This is a genomic window from Alteromonas sp. ABV2_168 (assembly GCF_056161165.1).
Window position 1 is genome coordinate 286,084 of sequence record NZ_JBSWYQ010000003.1, and the last position, 24,718, is coordinate 310,801.

Consider the following 24,718-nt stretch of genomic DNA (forward strand, 5'->3'; position numbering starts at 1 on the left):
ACAAACAGGAGAAGCTAAAGTCAATGTGAACAGGCGGTTTGCTACTAAATTTACGGCCTTTCCATGATCCCGCTCACCCTGGCGACAACTTGTGCCAGGCGAGGTCTTTGCGAAACAGTGACCATACCAAACCGCAGAGCGTCTTTCTCATCGGTAAGACGGGGATAAACCCCCTCTGCACAGAATGCTGCAAACAGGTCCGGAGCGCGGGGATGTGGCATGGTGCAAAAGAGCGGCGTGCCCGTACATTTAACGCCGAAGTGCGTTGTCAGTAGTTTACCAAGCCACAATGCAGACTCGTTGAGCTGCCGGCGCTGAGCAGATTGCCATGATACATCGTTAAATGCTGACTCCAGCACATGCAAGGCCGGCCCGTTAATCTGCCAGGGGCCCAGTACCGCGGAGCAACGCTCCCGCCATTGACGGGATGCAAACAAAAAGCCGGCGCGGATGCCGGCAAGACCAAAGAACTTCCCTGCCGAGCGCAATACCATTAAGTTTTCCCCGTGCAGAGACTCCAACATGGAATGTTCCGGTGTGCAGTCCATAAACGCCTCGTCAATGATGAGGAGGCCGTTCAGCGCATGCAGTTGTTCCTGAACGGTAGCGAGTGTGGTCCTCTCTTCAAGGGTGCCTGTCGGGTTGTTCGGGTTTATCACTACAACAATATCGCCGCTTGTCAGTGCGGTCAGATGAGGGAGATGCCGGTACCGGTAAACCGGTACGCCGATGTCTGCCCAGGCTTTTTCATGTTCCTTGTAACCGGGGTGCGGCACCCATACACGGGGTGGTTTGCGCCCGGCGCGGCTGACTATGGCAGGTAAGTGCTGAATAACGCTCTGTGACCCGGCAACCGGCAAAAGGCTTTCACAGCCATAATAGTCTGAGGCTGCCTTAAGAAACGAAGGGGTAATTTCGGGCAGACGGTGCCAGGCTGAAGACGGTAAATCCGGTAGCGGATAACTTTCCGGCGCAATACCAGTGGATATGTCCAGCCAGTCTGCAACCGGCCGGTTATATTGCTGTGCGATTGTATGCAGGCGGCCACCATGCTCAAGCGGTGACGGAGAAGATAATGGAGTTAAAGGTGATGACGTCAAAATGAAAGTGCCCCCGCAGCGAATATGGCGGAAAAGAGAGATACTACGACACAGAATATCTCCGCAGCTTTACTTACCAGAGTGAGACTTTGCCGGATATGCTCCGGCTTTGGGTTGCTGCCCCTGCCCAGCAGCGGTACCGGCACAGATACGCCGTGATAAACCGGCGTCCCGCCACCTATGGTCACGCCCAGCGTATTTGCGCCGGCAGCCATAACCAGCCCGCCATTGGCGCTTTTATAGGTCGCTGATTGTTTCCGGCTATTAGCCAGGTTGGTAAACAAATGTCCCGGATGTTTTTGTAATAAGTAGCCTGTGGCAGTAAGCCAGGCGCCGGGCAATGCCATCAGATCGTCAGCTTTAGCAGCTGCCCGGCCGAAGTAAAAGTAACGGGCATTTTTGTAGCCCCACATGGCATCCAGTGTGTTCACCAGCCGGTGGAGCAGGGCGAATGCAGGTCCTCCGGCTGCGAAGTAAAACAACCCGGAGATAACAGCGTCATTCCCGTTCTCCAGCACGGATTCAACCGTGGCGCTGGCCATCTCGTCTTTGCTCAGGCTGGTTGTATCCCTTGAAACCATATAACCGGTAAAGTGTCTGGCGGTGGTGAGGTCGTTCCTGCTCAGCGGTCCGGCAATCTGCAGCGCATGAACACGCAAGCTCTGCAGGCCGGTACATAAATAAAGCGTCAGTGCGCTGAAAATAACGTACAGCCAGCCGTTCAACGTCCATTGTAAATAAAGTACCAGGCAGAAGGCCGGCACGGTAAGTAGCATTAGCGCCAGCGAACCGGTAACGATACTGAATGATGACGCCGGAGCACGGTTAAGAAAATGCTCAACCTTACCGGCAAGGGAACCGAAGCCAACTAGCGGATGAAAGCGTGCTGGTTCGCCCAGTACTCTGTCAAGGAGCAGGGCCAGCCACAACACCAGCGGGATGACTATCCATTCATTCATCAGAGGCGTAAAACTGACGTGCTTTGTCTATGTCTTCACACATACTTTCTACTTCCCCGAGCATGCGGGTGGTCATGCGGTGAACTTTGTCTGCATCCGGTGTGAGAATAAATGCATTCTCTACGGCGGGGATGCCGGGCCACTTTTGCCAGTCCATTTTGTCCGGCTGTCCCCGTCCGTGGGTTGAAGGCTGAATAATGACCTGTGGTCTGGCTGACAACACCTGCTCGAGGCTGACCTGAGGATAATCGTCATCGATACTGGCAAAGATATTGTCTCCGCCACATACCGCGATTTGTTGCTGCAACCAGGCTTCGCCGGCTACTGTGCGAAGGGGCCGGGCCCACAGTTCATAAAATACGCTCACCGGCGCGGCAGATTTATACGTGTTTTTTAACTTCTCAAGACGCATAAGATAGTCATCTGCAATGCGGTTGGCGGTGGAGTCCCGGCCTGTGATTTGCCCTAACAAGCGGATCTCTTCTGCCACGTCTTCCAGTTTGCCCGGTTGGGTGTACACCACATTAATGTTGTATTTCTCCAGCCGCAGTAAATCTTCAGCGGGGTTACCGGTTCGCCAGGCAACCACAACATCCGGTCGTAACTGGAGAATTTTTTCAATCTGTAAGCGGGCGTAGTTGCCAATTCTCGGAATGGATGAGGCAGCCTGCGGGTAATCGGAATGGTCGGTGGTGGCAATGATTTGATCGCCGGCACCGATTTCATACATTGACTCAACCAGATGCGGCGCCAGGACGATTAACCTGAGTTGTTGTTTCTGTATATCGTCAGCACGGACGGCGACAGACAGAAATAAACAGAGAAAAGGCAGCAGAAAGCGCAATCTCATCACCAGTCGATTCCTTTTTGCGCTTTAATGCCGGCGTCGAAGGCATGTTTGCGGGATTGCACTTCACTGACGGTATCTGCGATATCGATAACTGCGCGGTGGCAGGCACGTCCGGTCACGACCACGCTCTGGTTCACAGGGCGGTTTTGCAGGGTCTCAATAACGTCATCGAGGTCAAGATACTTGTAGGTCAGCATGTAAGTGATTTCATCCAGCAGGACCACATCAATGGACGGATCGTTGAGCCAGATCTTCGCCTGCTCCCAGGCTTTGGTGGCGGCTTTAATATCAGTGTCTTTGTCCTGAGTTTCCCAGGTGAAGCCGGTTCCCATCACGTGGAAGGGTACACCAACCTGTTGCAGCAAATCCCGTTCGCCGCAAGGCCAGGTGCCTTTGACAAACTGTACCACGGCGGCTTTCAGACCGTGACCTGCTGCCCGCGCGACAGTGCCGAAACCTGACGTTGACTTGCCCTTACCGTTTCCGGTGATCACAATCAATATGCCCCGTTCTTCCGTGGCCTGTGCAATGCGCTCGTCTACTTTCTCTTTTTGCGCCTGCATGCGCTTTTTATGTTTATCCTGTTCACTCATGTTTTGTACCTTTTACGTTTTCAGGGCTGTGCCTGTCACTGATGTTCTGACCGCAACGCACTATACGTGGTTACCGGCTGACAATGGATTACGTTAAATTCAGGATCGCGTTAAGTTTCGTCCAGTCCAGATACTCCTCACACATGCTGGCAAGACGTGAGATTTCCCGTTCCTGTTGAACCTCGTAAGACTCGGCTAAATCTGTTTTTAGTCCTGCCCAGTCAATAATGTGCTGCAACGCTTCCGGCGAATCAAAAATGCCGTGTAAGTAAGTACCTGCTACCTGATTATCGTTACTGATACAGCCGTCTGGTCTGCCATTTTTTAGTATGGAAAAGGGCTGCTGTCCCGGCACTACCGTGCTTCTTCCTGCATGAATTTGATAGCCGCTGACAGGAATACAGTCTGCCTGATCTAAACAAAGTTGACCCTCATCACGGGTCAGTTGCTTTTCTTTTTCGAGACGGGTAGAGACGGGCAGATATCCCAGTCCCAGGCTGCTGCCGGCTTCATCTTCAATACCGTCCGGATCGTGAATGTCTGTACCCAGCATTTGATAGCCGCCGCAAATTCCCAGTACTTTTCCTCCGTAGCGCAAATGCCGGTTAATATCATTGTGCCAGCCGCACTGGTGCAACAGTGCCAGATCGCCGCGAACATTTTTGCTGCCCGGTAAAATGATGAGATCAGCGGGAGGTAAGGGACTGTGCTGCGGCACAAACTGCAGATTGATTTGCGGATGGGTGCGCAACATATCGAAATCTGTGTGGTTGCTGATGCGGCTGAAAACCGGCACAACCACGTTCAGAATCGCCTGTTCAGGGTTTGTATACTGAGAGGCCTGAATCGCATCTTCAGCGGCCAGTTGCAGGTTGTGCAGGTAAGGCAGTACTCCTAAAACCGGTTTGCCGGTCTCCTTCTCAAGCCATGCCAGCCCGGATTCCAGCAGACTGATATCGCCGCGGAATTTGTTGATCACCAAGCCGCATATTCTTTCACGCTCACTGTCAGAGAGCAGGGCAAGAGTGCCCACCAGTTGGGCAAACACACCACCCCGGTCAATATCGGCAACCAGAATAACCGGACAATCTGCAGCTTCGGCAAAGCCCATATTCGCAATGTCACGGTCGCGCAGGTTAATCTCTGCCGGACTGCCTGCACCTTCAACAATTACCCGTTTATACTTAGCGGTAAGTCTGCGGTGCGATGCCATGACAGCTTCCATGGCGATGGTTTTGTACTGGTGATAGGGCGCAGCCTGCATGTTGCCAATGGCCTTACCATGCACAATTACCTGTGCGCCTGTGTCGGAAGATGGCTTCAGCAGAATCGGGTTCATATCAGTGTGCGGTGCAATGCCCGCTGCCTGTGCCTGCACTGCCTGCGCACGGCCAATTTCACCACCTTCTGCTGTTACCGCACTGTTTAAGGCCATGTTTTGCGGCTTGAAAGGGGCTACGGTGTATTGTCTGTTCTTCAGACACCGGCACAGGGCGGCAACCAGCATACTTTTTCCGGCATCGGAAGACGTGCCCTGAACCATTAACGTGGTATGACTTTTATATCCCATTTATCTGTCTGCTCCGTTTACAGCCGGTGGCGGTACGCCAATAAACTGAATGGCTGGAAGGGCATCAGCATAATCGCCAATGGTTATCCGGGTCAGACTACCGTAGCCGATAGTCAGGTGTTGATACACGCTGGCCTGTTGCCAGTCGATATTCAGTAACCGGGCGATGATCTGGCGAATCACACCGCCATGGGTGACAACCAGACAATGTTGCCCTTTTACATCATGCAGCAGGGTATGCCAGGCATCCATCACACGCTGATGGAATTCAGCAAGGGGTTCTCCTCCCGGCAGCGGACAGGAAACCGGTTGTTGCCAGAATGCTTCCATTGCCGGCCACTTATCACCTGCGTCATCAAAAGGCAGGCCGTCCACCTCACCAAACCGGCATTCTGCGATACCGGACATCAAAGACAGCGGGGCGGCAAGGGCTTCACTTAATGCCACAGCACCTTTGCGGCAGCGCTGCAAAGGAGAGGAAATGAGCCGGTCTGCGCTACAGACGTGGGGCAATTGAGACATCATCTGCTGTAAACCGTTGTCACTGAGAGGCACATCGGTTTCGCCGTAAAGTGCCGGTTTTCCTGCTACTTCACCGTGTCTGAGTAAATCGATGGTGGTCGTCACAATCCGCCACCATTTTTCAGTGACAGGGGCAGGCCGGCAGCCACAAAGGTCACGTTGTCAGCCGCTGCAGCCACCGCCTGATTCAGCCAGCCGGCGAGATCCACAAACCGGCGGCTGACAGCATCCGCGGGAATAACTCCAAGACCCACTTCATTTGCCACCACTAAAGTGGTGCCGGTACGGGTACTGAGTACATCTGTAAGTGCGCCAAACAGTGCCGTAAAATCCTGATCCGGATAATGATACAACTGGTTATTGAGCCACAGTGTCAGGCAGTCGGTAAGCACGATATCATCTGCAGGCAGTGCGGCCAGCGCCTCAGCCAGCAACAGCGGCGCTTCAACAGTTTGCCAGTGTGACGGACGGTCCTGGCGGTGGCGCGCAATACGTAACTGCATTTCCTCATCAAGGGGCGTCGCTGTGGCGATATAGTGAACGTGTTGCACACTCTGTGCAGCGGCTTGTTCTGTAAGAGTCTGTGCGTAGCGGGATTTGCCTGAACGGGCTCCGCCGGTAATAAAATGGATCACAGGTTACCTCCGGCTACGGCTGCGAAGAACAGATAAATCAGCAACTCCTGGCATTGTTGCGCTGCGCCGAGGGTATCACCGGTAAACCCCTGAATGTGTTTCTGCATACGATTTTTCAGCACGCTGCGCATCAACAGGCAGGCTGCAAGCAACAGCAGACTGTGTGCTAACGGAATAAACAGCAACATCAGACCGCCGGTAATAAACAGAAATGCCATTGAAGCTGTATTGTAAGGCACTGCAAACGGCATGCTCTTACTGGCTTTACCGCTGAGATCGCCGGTGGCATAGGGAAGATGCTGCACATGGCTTAGCGCGAATGCGCGGGAAAGCGGACAGGCGGTCAGTAATGCCGGGAGCAGCGCATCCTGTGCAGCCAGTACCGACAGCAGTAACCATTTGCCCACCAGTGCGCCGGTGAGTGCGCAAACACCGTAGGTACCCAGCAGGCTGTCTTTCATGATTGTCAGTTTGTGTGCTCTGTCCCGGCCGCCGCCGAATGCATCGGCCGTATCGGCAAGACCATCCTCATGGAAGGCGCCGGTGAGCATAAGGCTGAGTGCAATCATCAGAAAAACACTGATTTCAGGGGCGAAGACTAACGACAGCACACTGTAAAAAGCATAGAGAATAAGGGCGACTAGCCAGCCGGTAAGCGCAAAGTATTTACCGGCATCGTGCATGGCTTCGTCGCTGTAGGCTACATATTTGCCTACAGGGATACGGGTGAAAAAACTTAACGCCAGCAGAAAACTGGCAGTATGCCGGTTAAACCCGGAAATACGATGACTCATTTACAGCACCACTTTCGCACTTTCAAAAGAGGCCATGTCGTTATAGAAGGACGCAGCAGCTTTTAACAGTGGTAACGACAACGCCGCGCCGGTACCTTCACCCAGCCTCAGGCCTAAATCCAGCAAGGGCGTGGCATTCAGTTGCTCCAGCACAAACTTGTGCCCCCGTTCCGCTGAGCAGTGACAAAACACCATATAATCCCGCACTTCGGGGGCAATTTTTGTCGCCAGCAGCGCCGCAGCAGAGACAATAAATCCGTCGACCAGAATGAGCTTGCCCGCCTGTGCGGTTGCCAGCATTGCGCCTGCTATCTGCCCGATTTCAAAGCCGCCGGTGTGAACCAGCGCCTGTTCAGGACTGACGGGTAAATTCCCGCAGGCAGCTTCAGTTCTGGCTATTGCCTGTTTCAGTAAGTTTTGTTTCACCGTTAACTGAGAGTCGTTAATGCCGGTGCCTTTGCCGGTTAAATTTTTAACCGGTTCGCCGGTGAGCGCACTAACCAGAGCGGCTGCTACACTGGTGTTGCCAATGCCCATTTCGCCAAAGCCCACCACATTGCAGCCTTTACCGGTAATGCATTTAGCCACGTCAGCACCATGCAGGATGGCCAGTTCGGCCTCCATGTCAGACATGGCCGGTTGACGGGAGATGTCATGACTACCGGAAGCAACCCGTTTAACGATGTAATCTTCATGGGATACCGGCAGTGCTTTAATCATCCCGCAATCGATGACTTTCAGAGCCAGCCCGTTGGTGGCACAAAAAGCATTGATGGCTGCGCCGCCATTGAGGAAATTCAGCACCATCTGCTGAGTCACAGTCTGCGGGGCAATACTGATATTATGGGCAGCAATACCGTGGTCGGCAGCGAACACCAGCATGGCCGGTTGAGTAATGTAGACAGGTTGAATCGTTCCCTGCCATTGCATCAGCGCCAGTTGCAACGCCAGTGACTCAAGTTGGCCCAGTGCTCCCGGCGGCTTAGTTTTGCCATCTATATGCCCGCGGATCAATGGCTCCGGTTCGCGGTTTAATGGCGGGACTGACCAGAATGTACTTTCAAATATCGACATAAATTATGACTTGTCCTCAGGTCTGACGCTGTCGCATGACCAGCAGAAAGAAAACACTGCCGATGGCCGACGTGATAATACCGATGGGTATTTCCCTTCCGGTAAAGGCTGTGCGGGCGAATACATCTACCCACACCATGAAAAATCCGCCGAGCAGCGCGCAACCAATGAACAGGGTGCGGCTGGTGACGCCCAGCCAGTGCCTGACAATATGCGGGATCATCAGCCCCACAAAACCAATGCCACCGCAGTAGGAAACAATGGCAGCTGTCAGAGCGGCGCACAGCAGTAAACATAAAACGCGCATCCTGGTGACGTTCACGCCCAGTGTGCGGGCGCTTTCATCGCCCAGCAACAAAGCATCAATTTGCGGTCCGTACAGGTACAACACGCCGGTACTTGCTGCCACAATCAACAGCATGGCCCAGGCATACCAGCCTTCCACCCGCGCCAGCGAACCCATGAGCCAGAACACCACCTGGTTGGCAGCGAAAGGGTCACCGACAAACAGTAAAAACTGGCTGAGTGCACTGAGCATGAAAGACACGGCAACACCTGCCAGTAACATGTGTTCTATGCGTCTGCCGAAAGTAGTGTGTGACAGCACCTGCACCAGCAGCACAGCCAATACCGCTCCGGCTAATGCAGATGCGGGCAGGGCGATGCTGTACATTTGTGCCGGAAAACCGGCTCCGCTGCCGGCAGGGCTGTTAAACAGCAGGGCGGCAACGGCTGCACCGAGTCCTGCGCCTGCAACAACACCGAAAAGATAAGGATCGGCCAGGCCATTCCGGGTGACATTCTGCAGTGTTGCGCCGGCTACAGACAAACCTGCACCAACAAGAAAGCCGGTGAGTACGCGGGGAGCACGAATTTCCATAAAAATCGCCTGATCAACCGGATCGGCACATTGTGCGAATACGCACTGAAAAATCGTATCTGCGGATAATGATGCTGCACCAAAAAACAGTGACAGAACAGGGGCTGAAAGTGCCAGTAATACCAGCAGGATCCATTTAAACTTCATGGGATTGTCCTGAATGCTGTTGCCATTGATGCTCAGTATTTTGTGGCATGAACTCTACGCGGGCAGAGCCGGGTGAATGGCCTCTATGGACGGTACAGGGGATCCTGAACGTGTCACTCAGCCGTTCTGCTTCCAGGACCTGTTCCGGTGTGCCGGTGGCAATGGCTTTACCGTTGTTGAGCAAAACAACGTGATCGCAGTAGGCGGCAGCCAGATTTAAATCATGCAAACTGACAATTACGGTTTTCCCGTGTTGCTGACAAAGACTGTGCAGCAAATGCAGAACCTGGTGCTGGTAATACACGTCAAGGTGATTAACCGGTTCATCCAGCACTAATAGTGATGCGCCCTGTACCAGAGCTCTGGCGATAAGACATCGTTGTTGTTCACCCCCGGATAACTCACTGAAAAACTGGTCCCGTTTGTCGCTCAGGCCTACATCGTTCAGCGCGCAGTCCACCACCTGCATGTCGGCTTTGGTGTAACGTGATAGCAGGTTTTTATGAGGCAGAAGACCCATGGTCACCACCTGGCGGCTGGTCAGGGCAAATACAGTATCGTTTACCTGATTGACCACGGCGATTTGTCTGGCCAGTGCCTGAGGAGAAAGGGTATTAAGGTGCTGGCCCTGCCATATAACCTTGCCTTCACTTTGCCGCTGGCCGGTGAGGATTTTCAGTAAACTGGTTTTGCCCGCCCCGTTGGGGCCCAGAACACCATGAAACTGACCGCCGCAAAAGGAAAGAGTCGTATCATCAAGAATGACTTTGTCACCGGCTTGTAACCGGATGGCTTCAGTTTGTAAAGCCGTGGTTGTGGTCATGGTGTTCTGCCGCGTCAATCCGGGCGCAGGAGAAAACACCGGTCAGAACCGGTACAGGCAAGGTCTCCTGCCAGAAGATGTGGCAGGGACAGTGTCACTGTCTTCGTGTTTTCCCGCACGAGTTAAGTATTTAAATGGTTATATTTGCACCATGATGTCTGTCAAAAGGCGCAAGGCCGGAGTTTGGTATCTGACTTTGCTGACAGGCAGCATTACAGTTGCGGGTACAGTTCCGGATTTTCACCGGATTCCCAATCAGGCTGCTCATTATCTGATGAGTACAGCACCTCCGGAACGTGTGCCGGAGTCTAGCAAGTTTTCTGCTGGCTGACGAGTTCGCTGATACATATATCAACGATTTACCTGGCCGTTGATGCCACAATACTTTAGGTGAGAAAACGTATGACAGAAGAAACGCCTGTATATGACCTGTTTCAATAAAATCGCATTTGTAGGATGCAGATTACTTATTCTGCTGATATATTTTCATTAACACGCTTTAATGATGGCCTGGTCGTTCCACTGCGAAGGATTGCCGGATTTCCACATACCTCTCGGCTACTCTATGCTTTCAGGCGGGTGGCTTACAGACAATAAAAAGGTAGGTATATGTCAACACAAAACGCGCTTCTCACGATTCTTGTTGAAAAGATTAATAACGATACACTGGTACTGCCCACTTTACCGGCCATTGCGCTGAAAGTCCGTAAGGCAGCAGATGATCCTAACGTGAATCTGAATGCCATGGGAGACGTTATCGGCAAAGATCCTTCTTTAAGTATGCGGATGATTAAGATAGCTAACAGTGCATACCTGGGTCGTACAGTTAAAGTCACATCCATCGGTCAGGCAGTAACCCGTATCGGCCTGCGCCAGATTAAAAATATTTCCACTGCGCTGGCAATGGAACAGTTGTTCGTGTCTAAGAATGATGTCGTTGCCAAACACCTGAAAAAAGAATGGGCTTCAACGGTTAATGTAGTGGCCTATTCTATGGCTACGCTGCAGCTTTACATCAACCGCACGAAGAACCGTGAGCTGAGCCTGGACACCATGACCCTCGCTGCACTGGTTCACAACATTGGCGTACTGCCTATTCTCACAGAAGCTGAACGCCACGAAGAGGTGTTTGCGAACCCGACCTTCCTGAATGTTGCTATTGATAAGTTGTCCGGCCGGATTGGCGGCAGCATTATGCGAGCCTGGGATTTCAGTGATGATTTCACCGTGGTAGCCGAGCAATGGCGGGATCTGTCAGTCATACCGGAGAAGCTGTCTTATCTGGATTTTGTCCGTGTCGGTGCAGCGCTGGCGGGTAAAATGGAAGGTCAGAAAGATGCCGTTCTGAATCTGGCAATTCAGCGTGGCGTAATTGAAGACATTAAAGAACTGACCACTGACGAATATAAAGAAATGTGTGTTAACGCCAAGCAAGTCTTCGTCTGAGCTTAACCGCAATACCCGACCGGCAGCGCTGTTGCCGGTCTGAATCTTCCGCTCATCTCTGACAACATCCACGTCCATTCTCACTTTTTCTGTTCATAATCCTGTTCATTCGCTTACGGGTATTCCTTTTATCCCGGACGGAGACGTTTTCGGGTGAACGATGAATTCGTTTGTTCGCTATAGCGCACGGTGGTAAACTTTGTTTCCTTTATTGTGCGTTATAGCGCACATTTAAATTGACGGAGAATATCGTGTCCACATCATCACTTCCCGGGCTGAGCCATATAACTGCCGGACTCACCGCTGTTATTGTGGGGTACAGTAGTGCAGTGGTGTTGGTAATAAAGGCTGCTCAGGCTTCCGGAGCAGATGCGGGCATGATTGTCAGTTGGTTGCTGATGCTCGGGTTGGGTATGGGCATCACCTGTATCGGCTTTTCCTGGTTTTATAAGGTGCCGGTGGTTACGGCATGGTCCACGCCGGGCGCTGCTTTTCTCATTGGTGCTGCAGGCGGATTTTCGCTGGCAGAAGTCATCGGGGCTTTTGTCATCGCGGCATTGCTGGCACTTATCGCCGCCCGGAGCCGCTTTATTACCAAGCAAATTGAGCGCATCCCGTCTGCGGTGTCTTCGGCCATGCTGGCGGGCATTCTACTGCCGGTATGTCTGGGCATATTTTCTGACGCGCCGGAGCATCCGCTTCTGGTGGTTATATTTATCAGTGTGTATTTGCTGGGTACGGTGTGGTTTCCCCGCTATAGCATGCTGATATTGCTCGCCGTGGCACTGGTTGCTGGTATGTGGGTGGCCGGTGAGCCTGCAATGGCGTTTGAGTGGGCCTGGCCGGTGCCTGTATGGGTAGCCCCGGAATTTACCCTTTCAGCGACAGTGAGTCTGGCTGTTCCGTTATTTCTCATCACGCTGCTATCGCAGAATTTACCCGGCATTGCTATTTTAAAAAGTTATGACTACCACCCGGATGTGAGACAGGTTCTGTCAGGGGTGTATGTGGTCAATCTCATCACTGCACCTTTCGGGGGTTTTGCACTGAATCTGGCAGCCATTACTGCGGCGATTTGTATGGGGGAGAACGCGGGAACAGACCGGCAGCAACGTTATAAGGCCGGAATCATGGCCGGTGCAGGTTATATACTCTTTGGTGTACTGGCTTCGCTGGTGGTGTATTTGTTCAGCCAGATGCCGCTGGTGGTTGTACATCTGCTTGCCGGACTGGCTTTATTCAGCACATTACAGGCATCATTGATCAAGGCGCTTGAGGATCAGGCTCATCGTAAAGCGGCTTTGTTGACTTTTCTTTGCTGTGCATCCGGCATCACTGTGGCTCAGCTTGGGGCACCGGTATGGGGATTACTGGCTGGTTTATGCGTGCTGGGGCTGGATAAACTGCAGGCCCGCATTAAATCAAAGCGGGCCTGAGCTGGGTAAGCTTAACGTTATTCGTCGTTGAGCTTCAACGTGGTGCGCATGAAATCGAGGAACTGACACAGTTCGGCTGACATCAGTGCAAACTCTGCATCCATACGGGCTTCAACCTGATCTTTAGGAATATCTTCAGATTCTTCTTTTAAACGGTCAGTAAATTTCACCCGTTTAAATGAACCGTCTTCCGCAATGGTCGCTGTGAGTACTTCCTGCCAGGCGAAGCCGACTTTCTGAACCAGCTTGCCGTTGTCCAGGTGCATAGTGATTTCTTCGCTGTCCAGAGGCTGGTTTTTACAACGGATCACACTTTCCAGATCGTCGGTCGACTTCAGCTCTGCTTCTTCAAGCAGTTCAATACCTTCCGGTGCGCCATCTGTCAGCCAGTGGGTCAGCTCTGATTGCAGGCTGCGGCGGGCCAGTGGTACGACAGGCAGTGACGAAATAGCTTTACGGACCAGAGCCAGCCAGGCTTCTGCTTTACCGTCTGCAGACGCGTCTATTACGACCATTTTTTCAGGAATAGAAATGAAGCCGTGGGTGTACGTGTTACGCACGAATGCCTGAGGCAGCAGTTGGAAAATGATTTCCTGCTTCAGATCCTGCTGTTGTTTTTTGCCCACCGGTGAACCGGTTTCCGCTTCGATGTGTGCGACCTTGTCAGCCAGTTCAGCATTGACCACTGAAGAGGGCAGAATTTTTTCCTGTTTTTTTACCGTGATCCAGTAGCGTTCCTGCACTTTGTGGAACATCACGCCTTCTTTTCCGGCCTGAGAGAAAGGCGAAGCAAAGCCCATAGTGGCGGTGTCTTGTTTACCACAGGGACGGAAAGCGTTATCCATCAGCATACGGCTGAGATCATCATCGTCCAGAGAAAGTGGTTGAGTAAGCTGATAGGCTTTGAGGTTTTTGAACCACATAGAAATACGTCCTGATCCAGATTGTTTTTATTAAGGGCGGCAAGCGTACCAATGCCAGCGTTTTGCTGCAACGCCGGGCTGTGGTTTTTAGTAAAGATCAGGCGTGTTTATCAGGGAAGCGGATAACGTAGCGGAGGCCTTTTTCCGGTTCGCTGAAGGCTTCAATTGAACCGTCCAGCGTCTGGGTAACCAGGTTAAACACAATATGCGTGCCCAGGCCACTGCCACCCTGGTTTCGCCGGGTTGTGTAGAAGGCGTCAAATAAATGAGATAAAGCCTCTTTACTCATTCCTTTACCATCATCCTGATATTCCATCACGATATGACCGCCTTCACGGGACACGACCAGCGAGATGTGTCCTTCTTGTATGTGTTCAAAGCCGTGCATCAAAGAGTTTATCATCATATTGGTGACAATCTGGGCAATGACGCCGGGCGCGCAGAGTATCTCAAGATCAGCGGGACACTGAATATTGACCTGATGTCTGGTATTCTTAAAAGTGGGCTTCAGCGACTGTAAAATTTCATGCAGGTAGCTGTTAAGATTAAAAAGACGCTCTGCTTCGCTGGTCTGATCTACCGCGACCTGTTTAAAACTGGCAATCAGATCAGATGCCCGGTTCAGGTTGCTCAGTAACAGAGTGGAGGCCTGTTCGGCTTCGTCTATGAAAGCATTCATGGACTTGTTCGATAACGTTTTGTCATCGAAGGCGGCCCGTAACGATATCAGGCGTTCATTCAGGTAACTGGCAGCGGTAACACTCACGCCGATGGGAGTATTAACGTCATGGGCGATACCGGCCACCAGACCGCCCAATGATGCCATGCGCTCAGATTCCACCAGCTGATCTTTGATCAGGTTGAGCATTTCCATATTTCTTGCCAGTTCAGTATTCCGCTTCCGCAATTCATCTTCAATGTACTGACGGTTTTCGTTTTCCTGACGCAGTTCCCGCTGATTAGCGATGAGCTCATCTTTTTGTTGTTCAAGATCAAGCATAATTTGTGATAAGGATGCGGTTTTCTTGGCAACTTCCTGCTCAAGGATGAGGTTCTGATCATCCAGTTTTTTATTCGCCTGGCGCAGAGCTTCCCGGGTACCTTTCAGCTTTTCCTGGGAGTCGACGAAGTCGTCGATAACCTGATTAAAAGACTGTTGCAGCATGCGTAATTCGTTGTCTTCACCGTCTGTCACCTGAATTTTAGAATCTTCCGGATGTTCAGGATCGAAAGTCGTCATTTGCCCGGTCAGTTCTGCCAGCGGCTCAGACAGCATATGTTTAAAGGCCGTCATGAACAGAAAAATCAGAAAAGCGGTTTTTACAATGGCATTACCGATAAGAAAGAAAATACCGACTTCGATGCGGCTTAAAATGATGTCGAAACTGGAATAGAGGGTTACATCACCGACGAAAGACTCCCGTCCGGAAAACTCAAAAATGAGCGGGAAGCTGTAACTGAAAATACCGCCGGGGTGGTCCTGCATAATACCTGTTTGCACAGGGTTGCCGTTGCTCGGGATGGTTTGACCTTCATCGGCCACCAGATCGCCGTTTTCATCCCGTACCTGTACGCCTTCAATGGTAGGGAGTTTAGTCAGGCCTTCTGCAATGATGCGGGCCTGAACCTTGTTCAGTTCCCAGTTGGCCCGTGTCAGGCTTTCTGCAAAGGTATTTTTGAGGGTACGGAGTTCACTTTCGATGTGATTTTTTGTACTCAGGTACTCAGTGAAAATTTGTCCCACTGTAACGATAAGTGTCAGGATGAAATACACCGACAGTACCCGCGTGAGCAGCTTGCGCGACAATCCTGTCTTAACTGTGGCCATCCAACCGTAACCTCACCGTGAAATCCTGATTCCTGCTACACAGAATAGGCGTAAAAGATTGAATTAACAAGCGAGATGATATTCGACAAAAGCATAAAAAACCGTAATCTCCTTGACACATAAATGTAATCGTTTTAATAAAACTGTCACAGACCACCTTAATAATAGCGGCGTTTTGTTATGAGCAGGAAAATATCAATGTCCCGTACTGTCTTGATAGTGGAAGACGAAGCGCCAATTCGCGAAATGCTGAAATTCGTTCTTGAGCAATCAGGTTTTGATACCGTTGAGGCTGAAGATTTTGATGTGGCACAACAGAAAATCTGTGAACCATATCCGGATTTGATATTGCTTGACTGGATGTTACCGGGAGGTTCCGGTGTCCAGCTGGCTAAAGGATTGAAGCAACATGAGTTTACCCGTGATATTCCCGTTATTATGTTAACGGCACGGGGTGAAGAAGAAGATAAAATCCGCGGGTTAGATGCCGGTGCCGATGATTACGTCACCAAGCCATTCTCTCCCAAGGAACTAATCGCCCGTATCAAAGCTGTAATGCGACGTGTGACACCGACGTCCAGTGAAGAGCCTATTGAGTTTAATGGTCTGAAACTGGAGCCGATTTCTCACCGTGTTATGGCGAATCATGATCCGTTGGATATGGGGCCTACAGAGTTTAAGTTACTCCACTTTTTCATGACTCACCCGGAGCGGGTGTACAGTCGTGAACTGTTGCTGGATAACGTGTGGGGCACGAACGTTTACGTTGAAGACCGTACCGTTGATGTGCACATCCGTCGTTTACGGAAAGCTATTTCTAAGCACGGACATGACGCGATGATTCAGACAGTGCGTGGTGCAGGTTACCGGTTCTCTACCAAATTGTAATCTGACGGCGCACCGGCATACGTTGCGTGCGCCGCCCGACATTGTCACAATAGCCTTCACATTAAAATAAGGCCTTCAATTACATGTACTATCCTTTTTCCTGGCTGAGAAGCGCAATTCGCCTGCTGGCCTATTTGCTTGTCTTCGCGCTGGTGGGGTTGTACCTGGATGACATGTTATTCGCCATTACGCTGGGTGCGCTGGGGCTGCTGATAATCAACTACTGGCAGCTTTTTAAGCTCAACCGCTGGTTATGGCATAGCCGGAAAATGTCTCCGCCCACGGTCAGCGGGGTGTGGGAGCATATCTACGAAGGTATATATTATCTCCAGCGGCGCAACCGCAATAAAAGGAAAGAACTCGGTGAGCTGGTAAAGCGTTTCCGTGAAGGGTCGGAAGCCTTACCTGATGCCGCAGTGGTGGTGGATTCCAAGGCCTGTATTATCTGGTGCAACCGGCTGGCAAGACTGGAAATGGGGCTTAAATGGCCCGGCGACGCCGGCGCACGTATTGATAACCTTATCCGCCATCCTGAATTTATAGAATATTTTCATGCCGGCGATTTCAGCCATCCTATCGAAGTACCCGCACCGGCAAACCCCAGTAAAACATTCGAATACCGGATCATGCCCTATGGGGAAGAGCACCTGTTGCTGATTGCCCGTGACGTGACCCGTGTTAGCCAGTTAGAAGAAATGCGTAAGGATTTCGTGGCAAACGTTTCACACGAATTACGCACGCCGCTCACCGTGATCTCCGGTTATCTGGAATTGTTACCGGATAATGAAGACAATCCCATGGTGACCAAAGCGCTCAAAGAAATGAACGCCCAGACTTACAGAATGCAAAACCTGATTGAGGATCTGCTGGTATTGTCACGCATTGAAGCCAGTTCGGAGCGTATCTACGAAAATAAAGTCAATATGCCTTCCATGTTCCGGCAACTGGAAAAAGAAGCGCAGACACTCAATGCGGAAAAAGGTCATACCATACGCTTCCATATCGACCCTGAACTTTGGGTTTTCGGGGTGGAAACAGAACTTCGCAGTGCCTGTTCTAATCTGGTGTTTAACGCTGTGCATTACACGCCGGCCGGGGGCGAAATTGATGTTTACTGGAAACGGGATGATCACGGCGCTTTATTTGCGGTGGTGGATAACGGTGACGGTATTGAGCAGAATCACCTTGCGCGGCTGACTGAGCGTTTTTATCGTGTGGATAAGGCGCGTTCCAGAAAAACAGGTGGTTCCGGTCTGGGCTTATCTATTGTGAAACACGTGCTCAGCCATCATAATTCGCAGCTGGATATCACCAGTACAGTAGGCGAGGGCAGTCAGTTTTCTTTCCTGCTGGACGAAGAGTTAATTACGGAGAAGTCATGAGCCGGTTTACGGCCTTAGTTCTGTTCCTTTGCTGTTCTGTTATCTTCCGGGCCCATGCAGCTGAGCCTGTGCCGGAATATACCCGCAGTCCGGGCGTGGCAGGGAAAATTACCTCTGTAGGGTCTGATACGCTGGCCAACCTGATGACCCTGTGGTCGCAGGAGTTCATGGAAATGTATCCGCAGGTGAAGTTTCAGATCCAGGCTTCCGGTTCTTCTACTGCGCCGCCGGCGCTGACAGAGGGCACGGCGACGATTGGCCCCATGAGCCGTGAAATGAAACCTTCGGAAATCCGCGATTTTGTCCGTGAGCATGGTTATCCGCCTACGGTGCTGAAGGTGGCCATGGATGCCATTGCCATTTTCGTCGAGCGTCGTAACCCGGTCGGGGGCCTGACACTGGAACAGGTTGACGCTATCTTTTCTGCTACCCGTTATTGCGGCGCCGGTTCACCGGTGACAGACTGGTCAGAACTTACCGGGAATTCAGCAACCAGTCCTTCACCCATTCGCCTGTTCGGGCGAAATTCAGTTTCCGGTACTTACGGCTTGTTTAAACTCATGGCGTTATGTGACGGAGATTTCAGGACGACAGTGAATGAACAGCCCGGTTCTGCTTCCGTGGTACTGTCGGTTGCAACCAGTCAGCATGGAATGGGGTACGCGGCCTACGGTTACAAAACCGCCGGCGTAAAGGCGCTCTCAATTGGTGAAAGCGTGGATTCACTGGTGCCGCTGACTACAGAGACTGTTCGTAATGAAACCTATCCTTATGCCCGCTTTCTCTACCTGGTGGTGAATAAAGCACCGGGAAAACCTCTGCCCACACTGGAGCGTGAGTTTCTGAAGTATGTACTGTCAAAACAAGGGCAGGTGCAGGTTCAGCGTGACGGCTATTTTCCTGTCAGGGAAGATGTATTGCTTCGCCAGCGCCGTCTTCTGGACAACGTTCAGCGTTAAAAACGCCGTGATGGCTGTCATTTTTCCTTCATACTTTCGTTTAATTGTTACCGGCAAATTCGCCGGACTGCCGCTTTTTTAACGTTAAACCACAAATCCAGCCTTTATTTTCCCGTGTGACGGGAAATAATAAATTAAGCAAAATCATATACTAAGATTTTTAACCATCCTACAGGTCTGATTTAGATACTAAAAGTTCACTTTTCACTGTGAAAGTTTTGTGACAACGCAGAAGTGTAACAAATGTGTCATTTAGCTTAGGTAAAGTGCCTGCGTTTTCTAAATCCATAATTATATTTGCACTTGGAGAGATGAATGGAACTTAAGCACTTATTTCAGGCTTCAGCAATCGCAGCAGCGCTTGTTTTAGCCGGCTGTGGTGGTGACATCAATATCAGCGAAGGCGACATCGATAACAGCGTTACAAATAACAACGGAAGTAGTAGCGATTCTGGCTCAGGTGATTCTGGCGATACTGATACAGCACCCGGCGAAGTGAGCTCAGGTCTGAGCACTCAAGTTTCAAATGCATTTGGCAGCGACGTAACTGTTCGCGTACTGTCTGGTCGTTTAACTGCTGATGATGCTGACGACAGCGGTAACATTACTCTGACTAACGACACCGTATGGGCGTTAGACGGCGCAGTTTTCTTCGGTAGCGATAACGCAGACAGCGTAAACCTGGTTATCGAGCCGGGCACAACTATATTCGGCCGCAGCGGTAACGATTACATGGTTATCAGCCGTGGTTCTACTATTGAAGCAAACGGTACTGCAGCAGCACCGGTAATCCTTACCTCAATTGAAGACGTAGTTGGCGGTGACGCTCAGCCTGGTCAGTGGGGTGGTCTGGTAATGCTGGGTAATGCGTCATCTAACCAGTGTCCTGATACAGGTGACTGTTCTCTGCAAATCGAAGGTGCTGAAGAAGGCGCGGTATTCGGTGGAACAGACGATACAGAAAGCTCTGGTTCAATCAGCTACATGGTTATCAAGTACTCTGGTTTCGAAATTGCACCCGACAACGAGCTGCAAGGTCTGACTATGGGCGGTGTGGGTTCAGGTACTTCTATCGACCACATCCAGGTACACGCATCTTCAGATGACGGTATCGAATTCTTCGGCGGTAGCCCGCAACTGAAATATGTTCTGGTTACAGGCGCGCAAGATGATTCATTAGACTGGGATAACGGCTTCACCGGTAAAATCCAGTACGCATTCCTTGAACATGCTACTGATGATTCTGACGCAAACCGTGGTATCGAAGCGGATAACGACGGTTCAGATCCGGCAAACGAGCCACAGTCTAACCCAATGATTTCTAACCTGACTATCATCGGTAACAACTTCGACGGTGACGACGATTCTGAAGGCGTTTACCTTCGTGAAGGTACCGGCGCTCAGATCTACAACATGGTTGTAACGGGCCCTGCTGGTATGGGCGAGTGTTTCGAAGTTGAAAACGTGACTGAATCTCAGGCTAACCTGGCTGACGGCACTATCACGATTCAAAACTCTGTTATGGCTTGTCGTAACGGCGAAAACTTCAAGAACGATGACGGTGCAGTTGACCTGGAAGACTGGTTCCTGAACACCATGACAGGTAACTCTGTTTCTGAAGCGATTGCCCTGAATGCAGACGGTTCTCCTACATCAGGCAGCCCGCTGTTAGGTGCAGGTGCTGATGCATCTCAGGTTGACGGTTTCTTCGATGCGACTGATTACATCGGTGCGTTAGACGGAACAACTGACTGGCGTGAAGGCTGGGCATTTGGTTACGGCGGCGGTGAAGTGACCGGCGTAGTAGAAACTGTAGAAGGTTGTCCTTCCGGTACGTCTGAAATCACTTCTGTTGATGGTACAACCACAACATGTGAACTGTCTGGCCGCATTACTTCTGACCTGACACTGACTGAAGGCAACATGTATGCTCTGTCTGGTGCAGTATTCATCGGTAATGACAATGCTGACAGCGCGACGCTGACTATCGAAGACGGTGTAACGCTGTACGGTGCAAGCGGTAACGATTACCTGGTAATCAGCCGTGGCTCTAAAATTGATGCACAGGGTACTGCTGCAAACCCAATCACTTTCACTTCACAAGCTGATGTGGCGTCTGACGCCGGTGAGCCTGGTCAGTGGGGTGGTCTGGTAATGCTGGGTAACGCCCCATCTAACCAGTGTCCTGCTGAAGGTGCCTGCTCTCTGCAAATCGAAGGTGCAGAAGAAGGTGCGGTATTCGGTGGTTCAGACACTGCTGATAACTCAGGTACTATCCGCTACGTGCGTATCATGTACTCTGGTTTCGAAATCGCACCGGACAACGAGCTGCAAGGTCTGACTATGGGCGGTGTGGGTTCAGGTACTGATATCAGCTACATTCAAATCCACAAATCATCTGACGACGGTGTTGAGTTCTTCGGCGGTAACGTTGATATGAAGTACGTAGTACTGACTGACAACCAGGACGACAGCATTGACTGGGATAACGGCTTCCAGGGTCGCATGCAGTATGTATTAGTTCGCCAGGCGACTGACAACTCTGATGCAAACCGTGGTATCGAAGCTGACAACGACGGTTCAGACCCGGCTAATGAGCCTCAGTCTAACCCGACTCTGTCTAACGTCACCATTATCGGTAACGAGTTTGACGGTGATGACGATTCAGAAGGTGTTTACTTACGTGAAGGTACAGGCGCTCAGCTGTCTAACTTCATCGTAACAGGCCCTGCAGGCATGGGTGAGTGTTTCGAAATCGAAAACGTTAACGAATCACAAGCTAACCTGTCTGACGGTACAACAACCTTCACTAACTCTGTAATCGCTTGTGAAAACGACGAGAACTTCAAGTTTGATGACGGTGCAGTTGACCTGGAAAACTGGTTCCTGAACACCATGACCGGCAACGCAGTTGTTGCTACTCAGGCTGAAGTAGTTAACGGTATCTACAGCATCACTGATGCAGTAACGCCTAAAGACTGGACTGGCGACACGTTCTTCGACAATGCTGACTTCGTAGGTGCAGTATCTGAAGACAACGACTGGACAGCTGGCTGGACTGTTGGTCTGGAGTAATCACTCCTAATCCCACCATCAGAGCAGGCACGTTGCGGTAAAAGTAACGTGCTTGCTTTTTAAGTATTAAAAGCATCGATTTTTATCGTTGTATTGTAAGAACGCTTTTCCACGAGGTTTACAATGAAAAAGCCTGCAATCAGGTTTCCTGTCAAACCACTGAGTCTGGCTGTACTGGCAACATTATCTGCCAGCATCGCGCCCGCAGTAGCTCAGGAAACAGATGACGAAGAAGTCATTGAAGAAGTGGTTGCCACCGGCACCCGCTTAAAAGGTACGGCGACTGCCGTTATGGAAGAACGTAAGAACCAGGCGTTTGTTGCGGATATCATGGGTGCTGAGCAAATCTCTCGTACCGGTGACTCTGATGCGGCATCAGCATTGCGTCGTGTAACAGGTTTGACCCTGGTTGACGGTAAGTTCATCTACGTTCGTGGTCTGGGTGAGCGTTATTCATCTACCCAGTTAAATGGCCTGGCGGTACCCAGCCCGGATCCTACCCGTAACGTAATGCCTCTCGATTTATTCCCGTCTTCTATTATCGAGAGCTTATCGGTCCAGAAAGCGTATTCGCCTTCTATGCCGGCTTCGTTTGGTGGTGGTAACGTAGATATCCGGTTGCGTACCATTCCTTCCGATTTTGTGATGAGTGTGCAGGGCCAGTTAGGTTATAACTCCGATAACTTTGACGATGCCTACATGTACAATGGCGGCAGCGATGACTGGATGGGTAAAGATGACGGCACCCGCGCCATGCCTGCTGAAATTGCAGCCCAGTATGCCAGCAAAGACTTTCTGGATGATTTAAGCCAGGAAGAATCTGTCGCGCTGTTCAAGCAATTAAACCGTGACTACGACCCTGTACTGGAAAGTGTTGACCCTGATATGAAAGGCAACTTCTCCATCGGTAACAGTTTCGATTATAACGACGACTGGCGTTTCGGTTTCCTTGTTGCTACCGGTTATGACCGTTCTACCAATGTGAGTGAAGAATACATTGGTGAGCAGCCACTGCGTAACGGCGATGAAATCCGTATGGTCCGCTACTACGACGAAGTGAACACCACAGAGAAATCTGTGAAGTGGTCTTCACTGTTTAACGTCGGTATCGACTATAACCGCCAGCACCGCGTGGATTACAGTGTCATTGTACTGAGCGATACCCGTGACCAGATCCGTGATATGATTGGTAACACGGCGAACATCACCTTGTCTGATAACCAGCGTGTTCGCAAATACGAAGTGCAGTACGAAGAGCGTAAACTGTTTACTAATCAGATTCGTGGTACCCATACGTTCCCTGAACTGGGTTTCTTAGGGTTTGACTGGAAATACTCATTAGGCCGTTCACTGCGTGACGCGCCGGGTAATATGGAAGCCCGCTTCCTGCTGGAAGATGAAAACCTGGATGGTATTTACGATCGTGAAACCGAAAGCAGCGTGAGTAACTCTACCGTTGCCGGACGTTATTCATTCCAGGGTCTCCATGACCGCGTAGAAAACTATGCCTACAACTTCAACTATCCGCTGATGGTAGATAAGTGGGAGATGGAATTTAAAGCGGGTGGAAATTTCCTGACCAAAACCCGTACTGCAGAAAACCGCCGTCTTGATGTGAGCACCCGTGCTTTCTCTGATACCTCATTGCTTACCGGCTATGAGTTTGACGAAGTGCTTGACGATGAAGCGCTGGACAATGCCAGCTACACCACACAGAACCTGCTGCGTGACACCACCGTTGCCGGTGATGACTATGCCGCCGGTCAGAAAGTGGATTCGTACTACTTCGAAGCGGATCTGTTCTGGAACAACCTGTGGCGTTTCAGTGGTGGTGTGCGTTACGAAGACTTCCGTCAGGCTGTTGTACCTTTTGACCCCCGTACAAACCAGTTTGACTTAACTGACGATGCGGACCGTTCACAACTGGCGTTTGCTGAAGCAGATTTCTATCCGTCTCTGGCAGTGACTTACTTCCTTGAGCAGGATATGCAGTTGCGTTTCAGCTACGGTAAAACGGTAGTACGTCCTGACTTGCGTGAAGTATCTTCAGCCACCTACATTGACCCGCTGACTGAAAACCCTGTGGGTGGTACGCCGGGTCTGGAAACCACGTCCATCGATAACTTTGATGTTCGTTGGGAATGGTACCGTGAGGCCGGTAATAACCTGTCTGTAGGTCTTTTCTACAAAGACATGGATACACCTATTGAATCTGTTCAGTCACCTGCACAGGACGGTCCGCCGCTCATCCGTATCGCTAATGCCGAAACCGGTAAGATGTACGGTGTGGAAGTGGAGTTCCTGCAAGGGCTAGAGGTGTTCGGTGACGGCGTATGGGACAACCTGTTCCTGTCCGGTAACCTGACGTTAAGTGACTCTGAGATCGAGCTTGATCCGGCAGCCATTGAACAGCAAACCGGTGTGTCTACATCCATTACCAACACAACGCGTGCAATGACAGGTCACTCTAAGTGGGTAGTCAATACACAGTTAGGTTATGACTCAGATAACGGTGAGCACTCTGCATCTTTAGTCTATAACGTGTTTGGTCCGCGTATTCTTATTCCCGGCATCGACGGGTTCGATGACAGTTTCGAGCAGCCTTTCCACTCTCTGGATGTGGTGTACAAGTGGTACCCTGATTTTAATACCACTGTCACATTGAAAGTGCAGAATATGCTTGATCAGGAAAAGAAAATTGAGTTTGAGGACACACTCCTAAGGTCCGAAACCGTAGGAACGTCTTTCAGTCTGGCTTATCGCTACGACTTCTAAAATCAACTCAAAAAGAGCCGCATCAGCGGCTCTTTTTTCGTCACCTCCCGTCGGATTAT

Annotated in this window: 20 protein-coding genes and 1 riboswitch; of the genes, 7 read left to right on the forward strand and 13 right to left on the reverse strand. The window is 50.9% G+C overall.

Annotated features, from left to right (window positions below; translation table 11 throughout):
- Positions 1–50: 50 nt before the first annotated feature.
- The 11 genes from cobD to ACXAH4_RS06850 form a co-directional block, all read right to left on the reverse strand.
- The gene (cobD, locus tag ACXAH4_RS06800) at positions 51–1,100 is read right to left on the reverse strand and encodes a threonine-phosphate decarboxylase CobD (RefSeq protein ID WP_474881239.1); all 1,050 of its coding nucleotides are present in this window, start codon (positions 1,098–1,100) and stop codon (positions 51–53) included.
- Positions 1,097–2,059, reverse strand: a complete 963-nt coding sequence (locus ACXAH4_RS06805; RefSeq protein ID WP_474881241.1) for a cobalamin biosynthesis protein CobD/CbiB — start codon at positions 2,057–2,059, stop codon at positions 1,097–1,099. Before ACXAH4_RS06805 ends, cobD begins: the two co-directional genes overlap by 4 nt.
- On the reverse strand, positions 2,052–2,909 hold the full coding sequence (locus ACXAH4_RS06810) for a cobalamin-binding protein (protein ID WP_474881243.1): 858 nt from the start codon (positions 2,907–2,909) through the stop codon (positions 2,052–2,054). The genes ACXAH4_RS06805 and ACXAH4_RS06810 overlap by 8 nt, the downstream gene beginning before the upstream one ends.
- The gene (cobO, locus tag ACXAH4_RS06815) at positions 2,909–3,502 is read right to left on the reverse strand and encodes a cob(I)yrinic acid a,c-diamide adenosyltransferase (protein ID WP_474844983.1); all 594 of its coding nucleotides are present in this window, start codon (positions 3,500–3,502) and stop codon (positions 2,909–2,911) included. Before cobO ends, ACXAH4_RS06810 begins: the two co-directional genes overlap by 1 nt.
- Positions 3,503–3,590: 88 nt before the next feature.
- Positions 3,591–5,072: a cobyric acid synthase gene (locus ACXAH4_RS06820; protein WP_474881244.1), complete on the reverse strand. Its 1,482-nt coding sequence runs from the start codon at positions 5,070–5,072 to the stop codon at positions 3,591–3,593.
- Positions 5,073–5,699 (reverse strand): alpha-ribazole phosphatase family protein, encoded by a 627-nt coding sequence (gene cobC / locus ACXAH4_RS06825; RefSeq protein WP_474881245.1) that lies wholly within the window; start codon positions 5,697–5,699, stop codon positions 5,073–5,075.
- The gene (gene cobU / locus ACXAH4_RS06830) at positions 5,696–6,229 is read right to left on the reverse strand and encodes a bifunctional adenosylcobinamide kinase/adenosylcobinamide-phosphate guanylyltransferase (RefSeq protein ID WP_474881247.1); all 534 of its coding nucleotides are present in this window, start codon (positions 6,227–6,229) and stop codon (positions 5,696–5,698) included. The genes cobC and cobU overlap by 4 nt, the downstream gene beginning before the upstream one ends.
- A complete protein-coding gene (locus ACXAH4_RS06835; RefSeq protein ID WP_474844975.1) occupies positions 6,226–7,023 on the reverse strand; it encodes an adenosylcobinamide-GDP ribazoletransferase in 798 nt (265 codons plus the stop codon). The genes cobU and ACXAH4_RS06835 overlap by 4 nt, the downstream gene beginning before the upstream one ends.
- On the reverse strand, positions 7,024–8,097 hold the full coding sequence (gene cobT / locus ACXAH4_RS06840) for a nicotinate-nucleotide--dimethylbenzimidazole phosphoribosyltransferase (protein WP_474881248.1): 1,074 nt from the start codon (positions 8,095–8,097) through the stop codon (positions 7,024–7,026).
- 16 nt (positions 8,098–8,113) lie between these two features.
- Positions 8,114–9,124 (reverse strand): FecCD family ABC transporter permease, encoded by a 1,011-nt coding sequence (locus ACXAH4_RS06845; RefSeq protein ID WP_474881250.1) that lies wholly within the window; start codon positions 9,122–9,124, stop codon positions 8,114–8,116.
- Positions 9,114–9,947 carry an ABC transporter ATP-binding protein gene (locus tag ACXAH4_RS06850; RefSeq protein WP_474881252.1) on the reverse strand — a complete coding sequence of 278 codons (834 nt, stop codon included), beginning with the start codon at positions 9,945–9,947 and terminating at the stop codon, positions 9,114–9,116. The genes ACXAH4_RS06845 and ACXAH4_RS06850 overlap by 11 nt, the downstream gene beginning before the upstream one ends.
- Positions 9,948–10,111: 164 nt before the next feature.
- Positions 10,112–10,253: riboswitch (cobalamin riboswitch) on the reverse strand.
- A gap of 303 nt (positions 10,254–10,556) precedes the next feature.
- Here ACXAH4_RS06850 and ACXAH4_RS06855 point away from each other — a divergent pair.
- Together ACXAH4_RS06855 and ACXAH4_RS06860 are read left to right on the forward strand one after the other, a co-directional pair.
- Positions 10,557–11,393: an HDOD domain-containing protein gene (locus ACXAH4_RS06855; protein ID WP_474881254.1), complete on the forward strand. Its 837-nt coding sequence runs from the start codon at positions 10,557–10,559 to the stop codon at positions 11,391–11,393.
- A 251-nt stretch (positions 11,394–11,644) separates the two neighbouring features.
- A complete protein-coding gene (locus ACXAH4_RS06860) occupies positions 11,645–12,829 on the forward strand; it encodes a benzoate/H(+) symporter BenE family transporter (protein ID WP_474881256.1) in 1,185 nt (394 codons plus the stop codon).
- Positions 12,830–12,846: 17 nt separating this feature from the next.
- Here the strand turns inward: ACXAH4_RS06860 and rdgC are convergent, their stop codons facing one another.
- Both rdgC and ACXAH4_RS06870 read right to left on the reverse strand, forming a co-directional pair.
- Positions 12,847–13,752 (reverse strand): recombination-associated protein RdgC, encoded by a 906-nt coding sequence (gene rdgC / locus ACXAH4_RS06865; RefSeq protein WP_119503293.1) that lies wholly within the window; start codon positions 13,750–13,752, stop codon positions 12,847–12,849.
- A gap of 97 nt (positions 13,753–13,849) precedes the next feature.
- The gene (locus tag ACXAH4_RS06870; protein ID WP_474881257.1) at positions 13,850–15,580 is read right to left on the reverse strand and encodes a sensor histidine kinase; all 1,731 of its coding nucleotides are present in this window, start codon (positions 15,578–15,580) and stop codon (positions 13,850–13,852) included.
- Between the two features lie 198 nt (positions 15,581–15,778).
- On the opposite strand from ACXAH4_RS06870, the gene phoB reads away from it, so the two are divergent.
- From phoB to ACXAH4_RS06895, 5 genes are all read left to right on the forward strand, one after another.
- Positions 15,779–16,468, forward strand: a complete 690-nt coding sequence (phoB, locus tag ACXAH4_RS06875) for a phosphate regulon transcriptional regulator PhoB (RefSeq protein ID WP_119500123.1) — start codon at positions 15,779–15,781, stop codon at positions 16,466–16,468.
- A gap of 83 nt (positions 16,469–16,551) precedes the next feature.
- Positions 16,552–17,850 carry a phosphate regulon sensor histidine kinase PhoR gene (phoR, locus tag ACXAH4_RS06880; protein ID WP_474844964.1) on the forward strand — a complete coding sequence of 433 codons (1,299 nt, stop codon included), beginning with the start codon at positions 16,552–16,554 and terminating at the stop codon, positions 17,848–17,850.
- Entirely contained in the window at positions 17,847–18,809 is a 963-nt protein-coding gene (locus ACXAH4_RS06885) for a PstS family phosphate ABC transporter substrate-binding protein (RefSeq protein ID WP_474844963.1), read from the forward strand. The genes phoR and ACXAH4_RS06885 overlap by 4 nt, the downstream gene beginning before the upstream one ends.
- A 315-nt stretch (positions 18,810–19,124) precedes the next feature.
- A complete protein-coding gene (locus ACXAH4_RS06890; protein WP_474881259.1) occupies positions 19,125–21,884 on the forward strand; it encodes a hypothetical protein in 2,760 nt (919 codons plus the stop codon).
- 123 nt (positions 21,885–22,007) lie between these two features.
- Positions 22,008–24,659, forward strand: coding sequence for a TonB-dependent receptor domain-containing protein (locus ACXAH4_RS06895; protein WP_474881261.1), 2,652 nt, complete (start codon positions 22,008–22,010; stop codon positions 24,657–24,659).
- Positions 24,660–24,718: the final 59 nt, after the last annotated feature.

What these genes read in the sequence shown, in the direction of transcription:
- ACXAH4_RS06895 (WP_474881261.1), top strand. Translation starts at nt 22,008, where the DNA reads ATGAAAAAGCCTGCAATCAGGTTTCCTGTCAAACCACTGAGTCTGGCT.
- ACXAH4_RS06810 (WP_474881243.1), bottom strand. Translation starts at nt 2,909, where the DNA reads ATGAGATTGCGCTTTCTGCTGCCTTTTCTCTGTTTATTTCTGTCTGTC.
- rdgC (WP_119503293.1), bottom strand. Translation starts at nt 13,752, where the DNA reads ATGTGGTTCAAAAACCTCAAAGCCTATCAGCTTACTCAACCACTTTCT.
- ACXAH4_RS06890 (WP_474881259.1), top strand. Translation starts at nt 19,125, where the DNA reads ATGGAACTTAAGCACTTATTTCAGGCTTCAGCAATCGCAGCAGCGCTT.
- ACXAH4_RS06820 (WP_474881244.1), bottom strand. Translation starts at nt 5,072, where the DNA reads ATGGGATATAAAAGTCATACCACGTTAATGGTTCAGGGCACGTCTTCC.
- ACXAH4_RS06845 (WP_474881250.1), bottom strand. Translation starts at nt 9,124, where the DNA reads ATGAAGTTTAAATGGATCCTGCTGGTATTACTGGCACTTTCAGCCCCT.
- phoR (WP_474844964.1), top strand. Translation starts at nt 16,552, where the DNA reads ATGTACTATCCTTTTTCCTGGCTGAGAAGCGCAATTCGCCTGCTGGCC.
- ACXAH4_RS06835 (WP_474844975.1), bottom strand. Translation starts at nt 7,023, where the DNA reads ATGAGTCATCGTATTTCCGGGTTTAACCGGCATACTGCCAGTTTTCTG.
- ACXAH4_RS06885 (WP_474844963.1), top strand. Translation starts at nt 17,847, where the DNA reads ATGAGCCGGTTTACGGCCTTAGTTCTGTTCCTTTGCTGTTCTGTTATC.
- ACXAH4_RS06850 (WP_474881252.1), bottom strand. Translation starts at nt 9,947, where the DNA reads ATGACCACAACCACGGCTTTACAAACTGAAGCCATCCGGTTACAAGCC.
- ACXAH4_RS06855 (WP_474881254.1), top strand. Translation starts at nt 10,557, where the DNA reads ATGTCAACACAAAACGCGCTTCTCACGATTCTTGTTGAAAAGATTAAT.
- ACXAH4_RS06870 (WP_474881257.1), bottom strand. Translation starts at nt 15,580, where the DNA reads ATGGCCACAGTTAAGACAGGATTGTCGCGCAAGCTGCTCACGCGGGTA.
- cobO (WP_474844983.1), bottom strand. Translation starts at nt 3,502, where the DNA reads ATGAGTGAACAGGATAAACATAAAAAGCGCATGCAGGCGCAAAAAGAG.
- phoB (WP_119500123.1), top strand. Translation starts at nt 15,779, where the DNA reads ATGTCCCGTACTGTCTTGATAGTGGAAGACGAAGCGCCAATTCGCGAA.
- cobT (WP_474881248.1), bottom strand. Translation starts at nt 8,097, where the DNA reads ATGTCGATATTTGAAAGTACATTCTGGTCAGTCCCGCCATTAAACCGC.
- ACXAH4_RS06805 (WP_474881241.1), bottom strand. Translation starts at nt 2,059, where the DNA reads ATGAATGAATGGATAGTCATCCCGCTGGTGTTGTGGCTGGCCCTGCTC.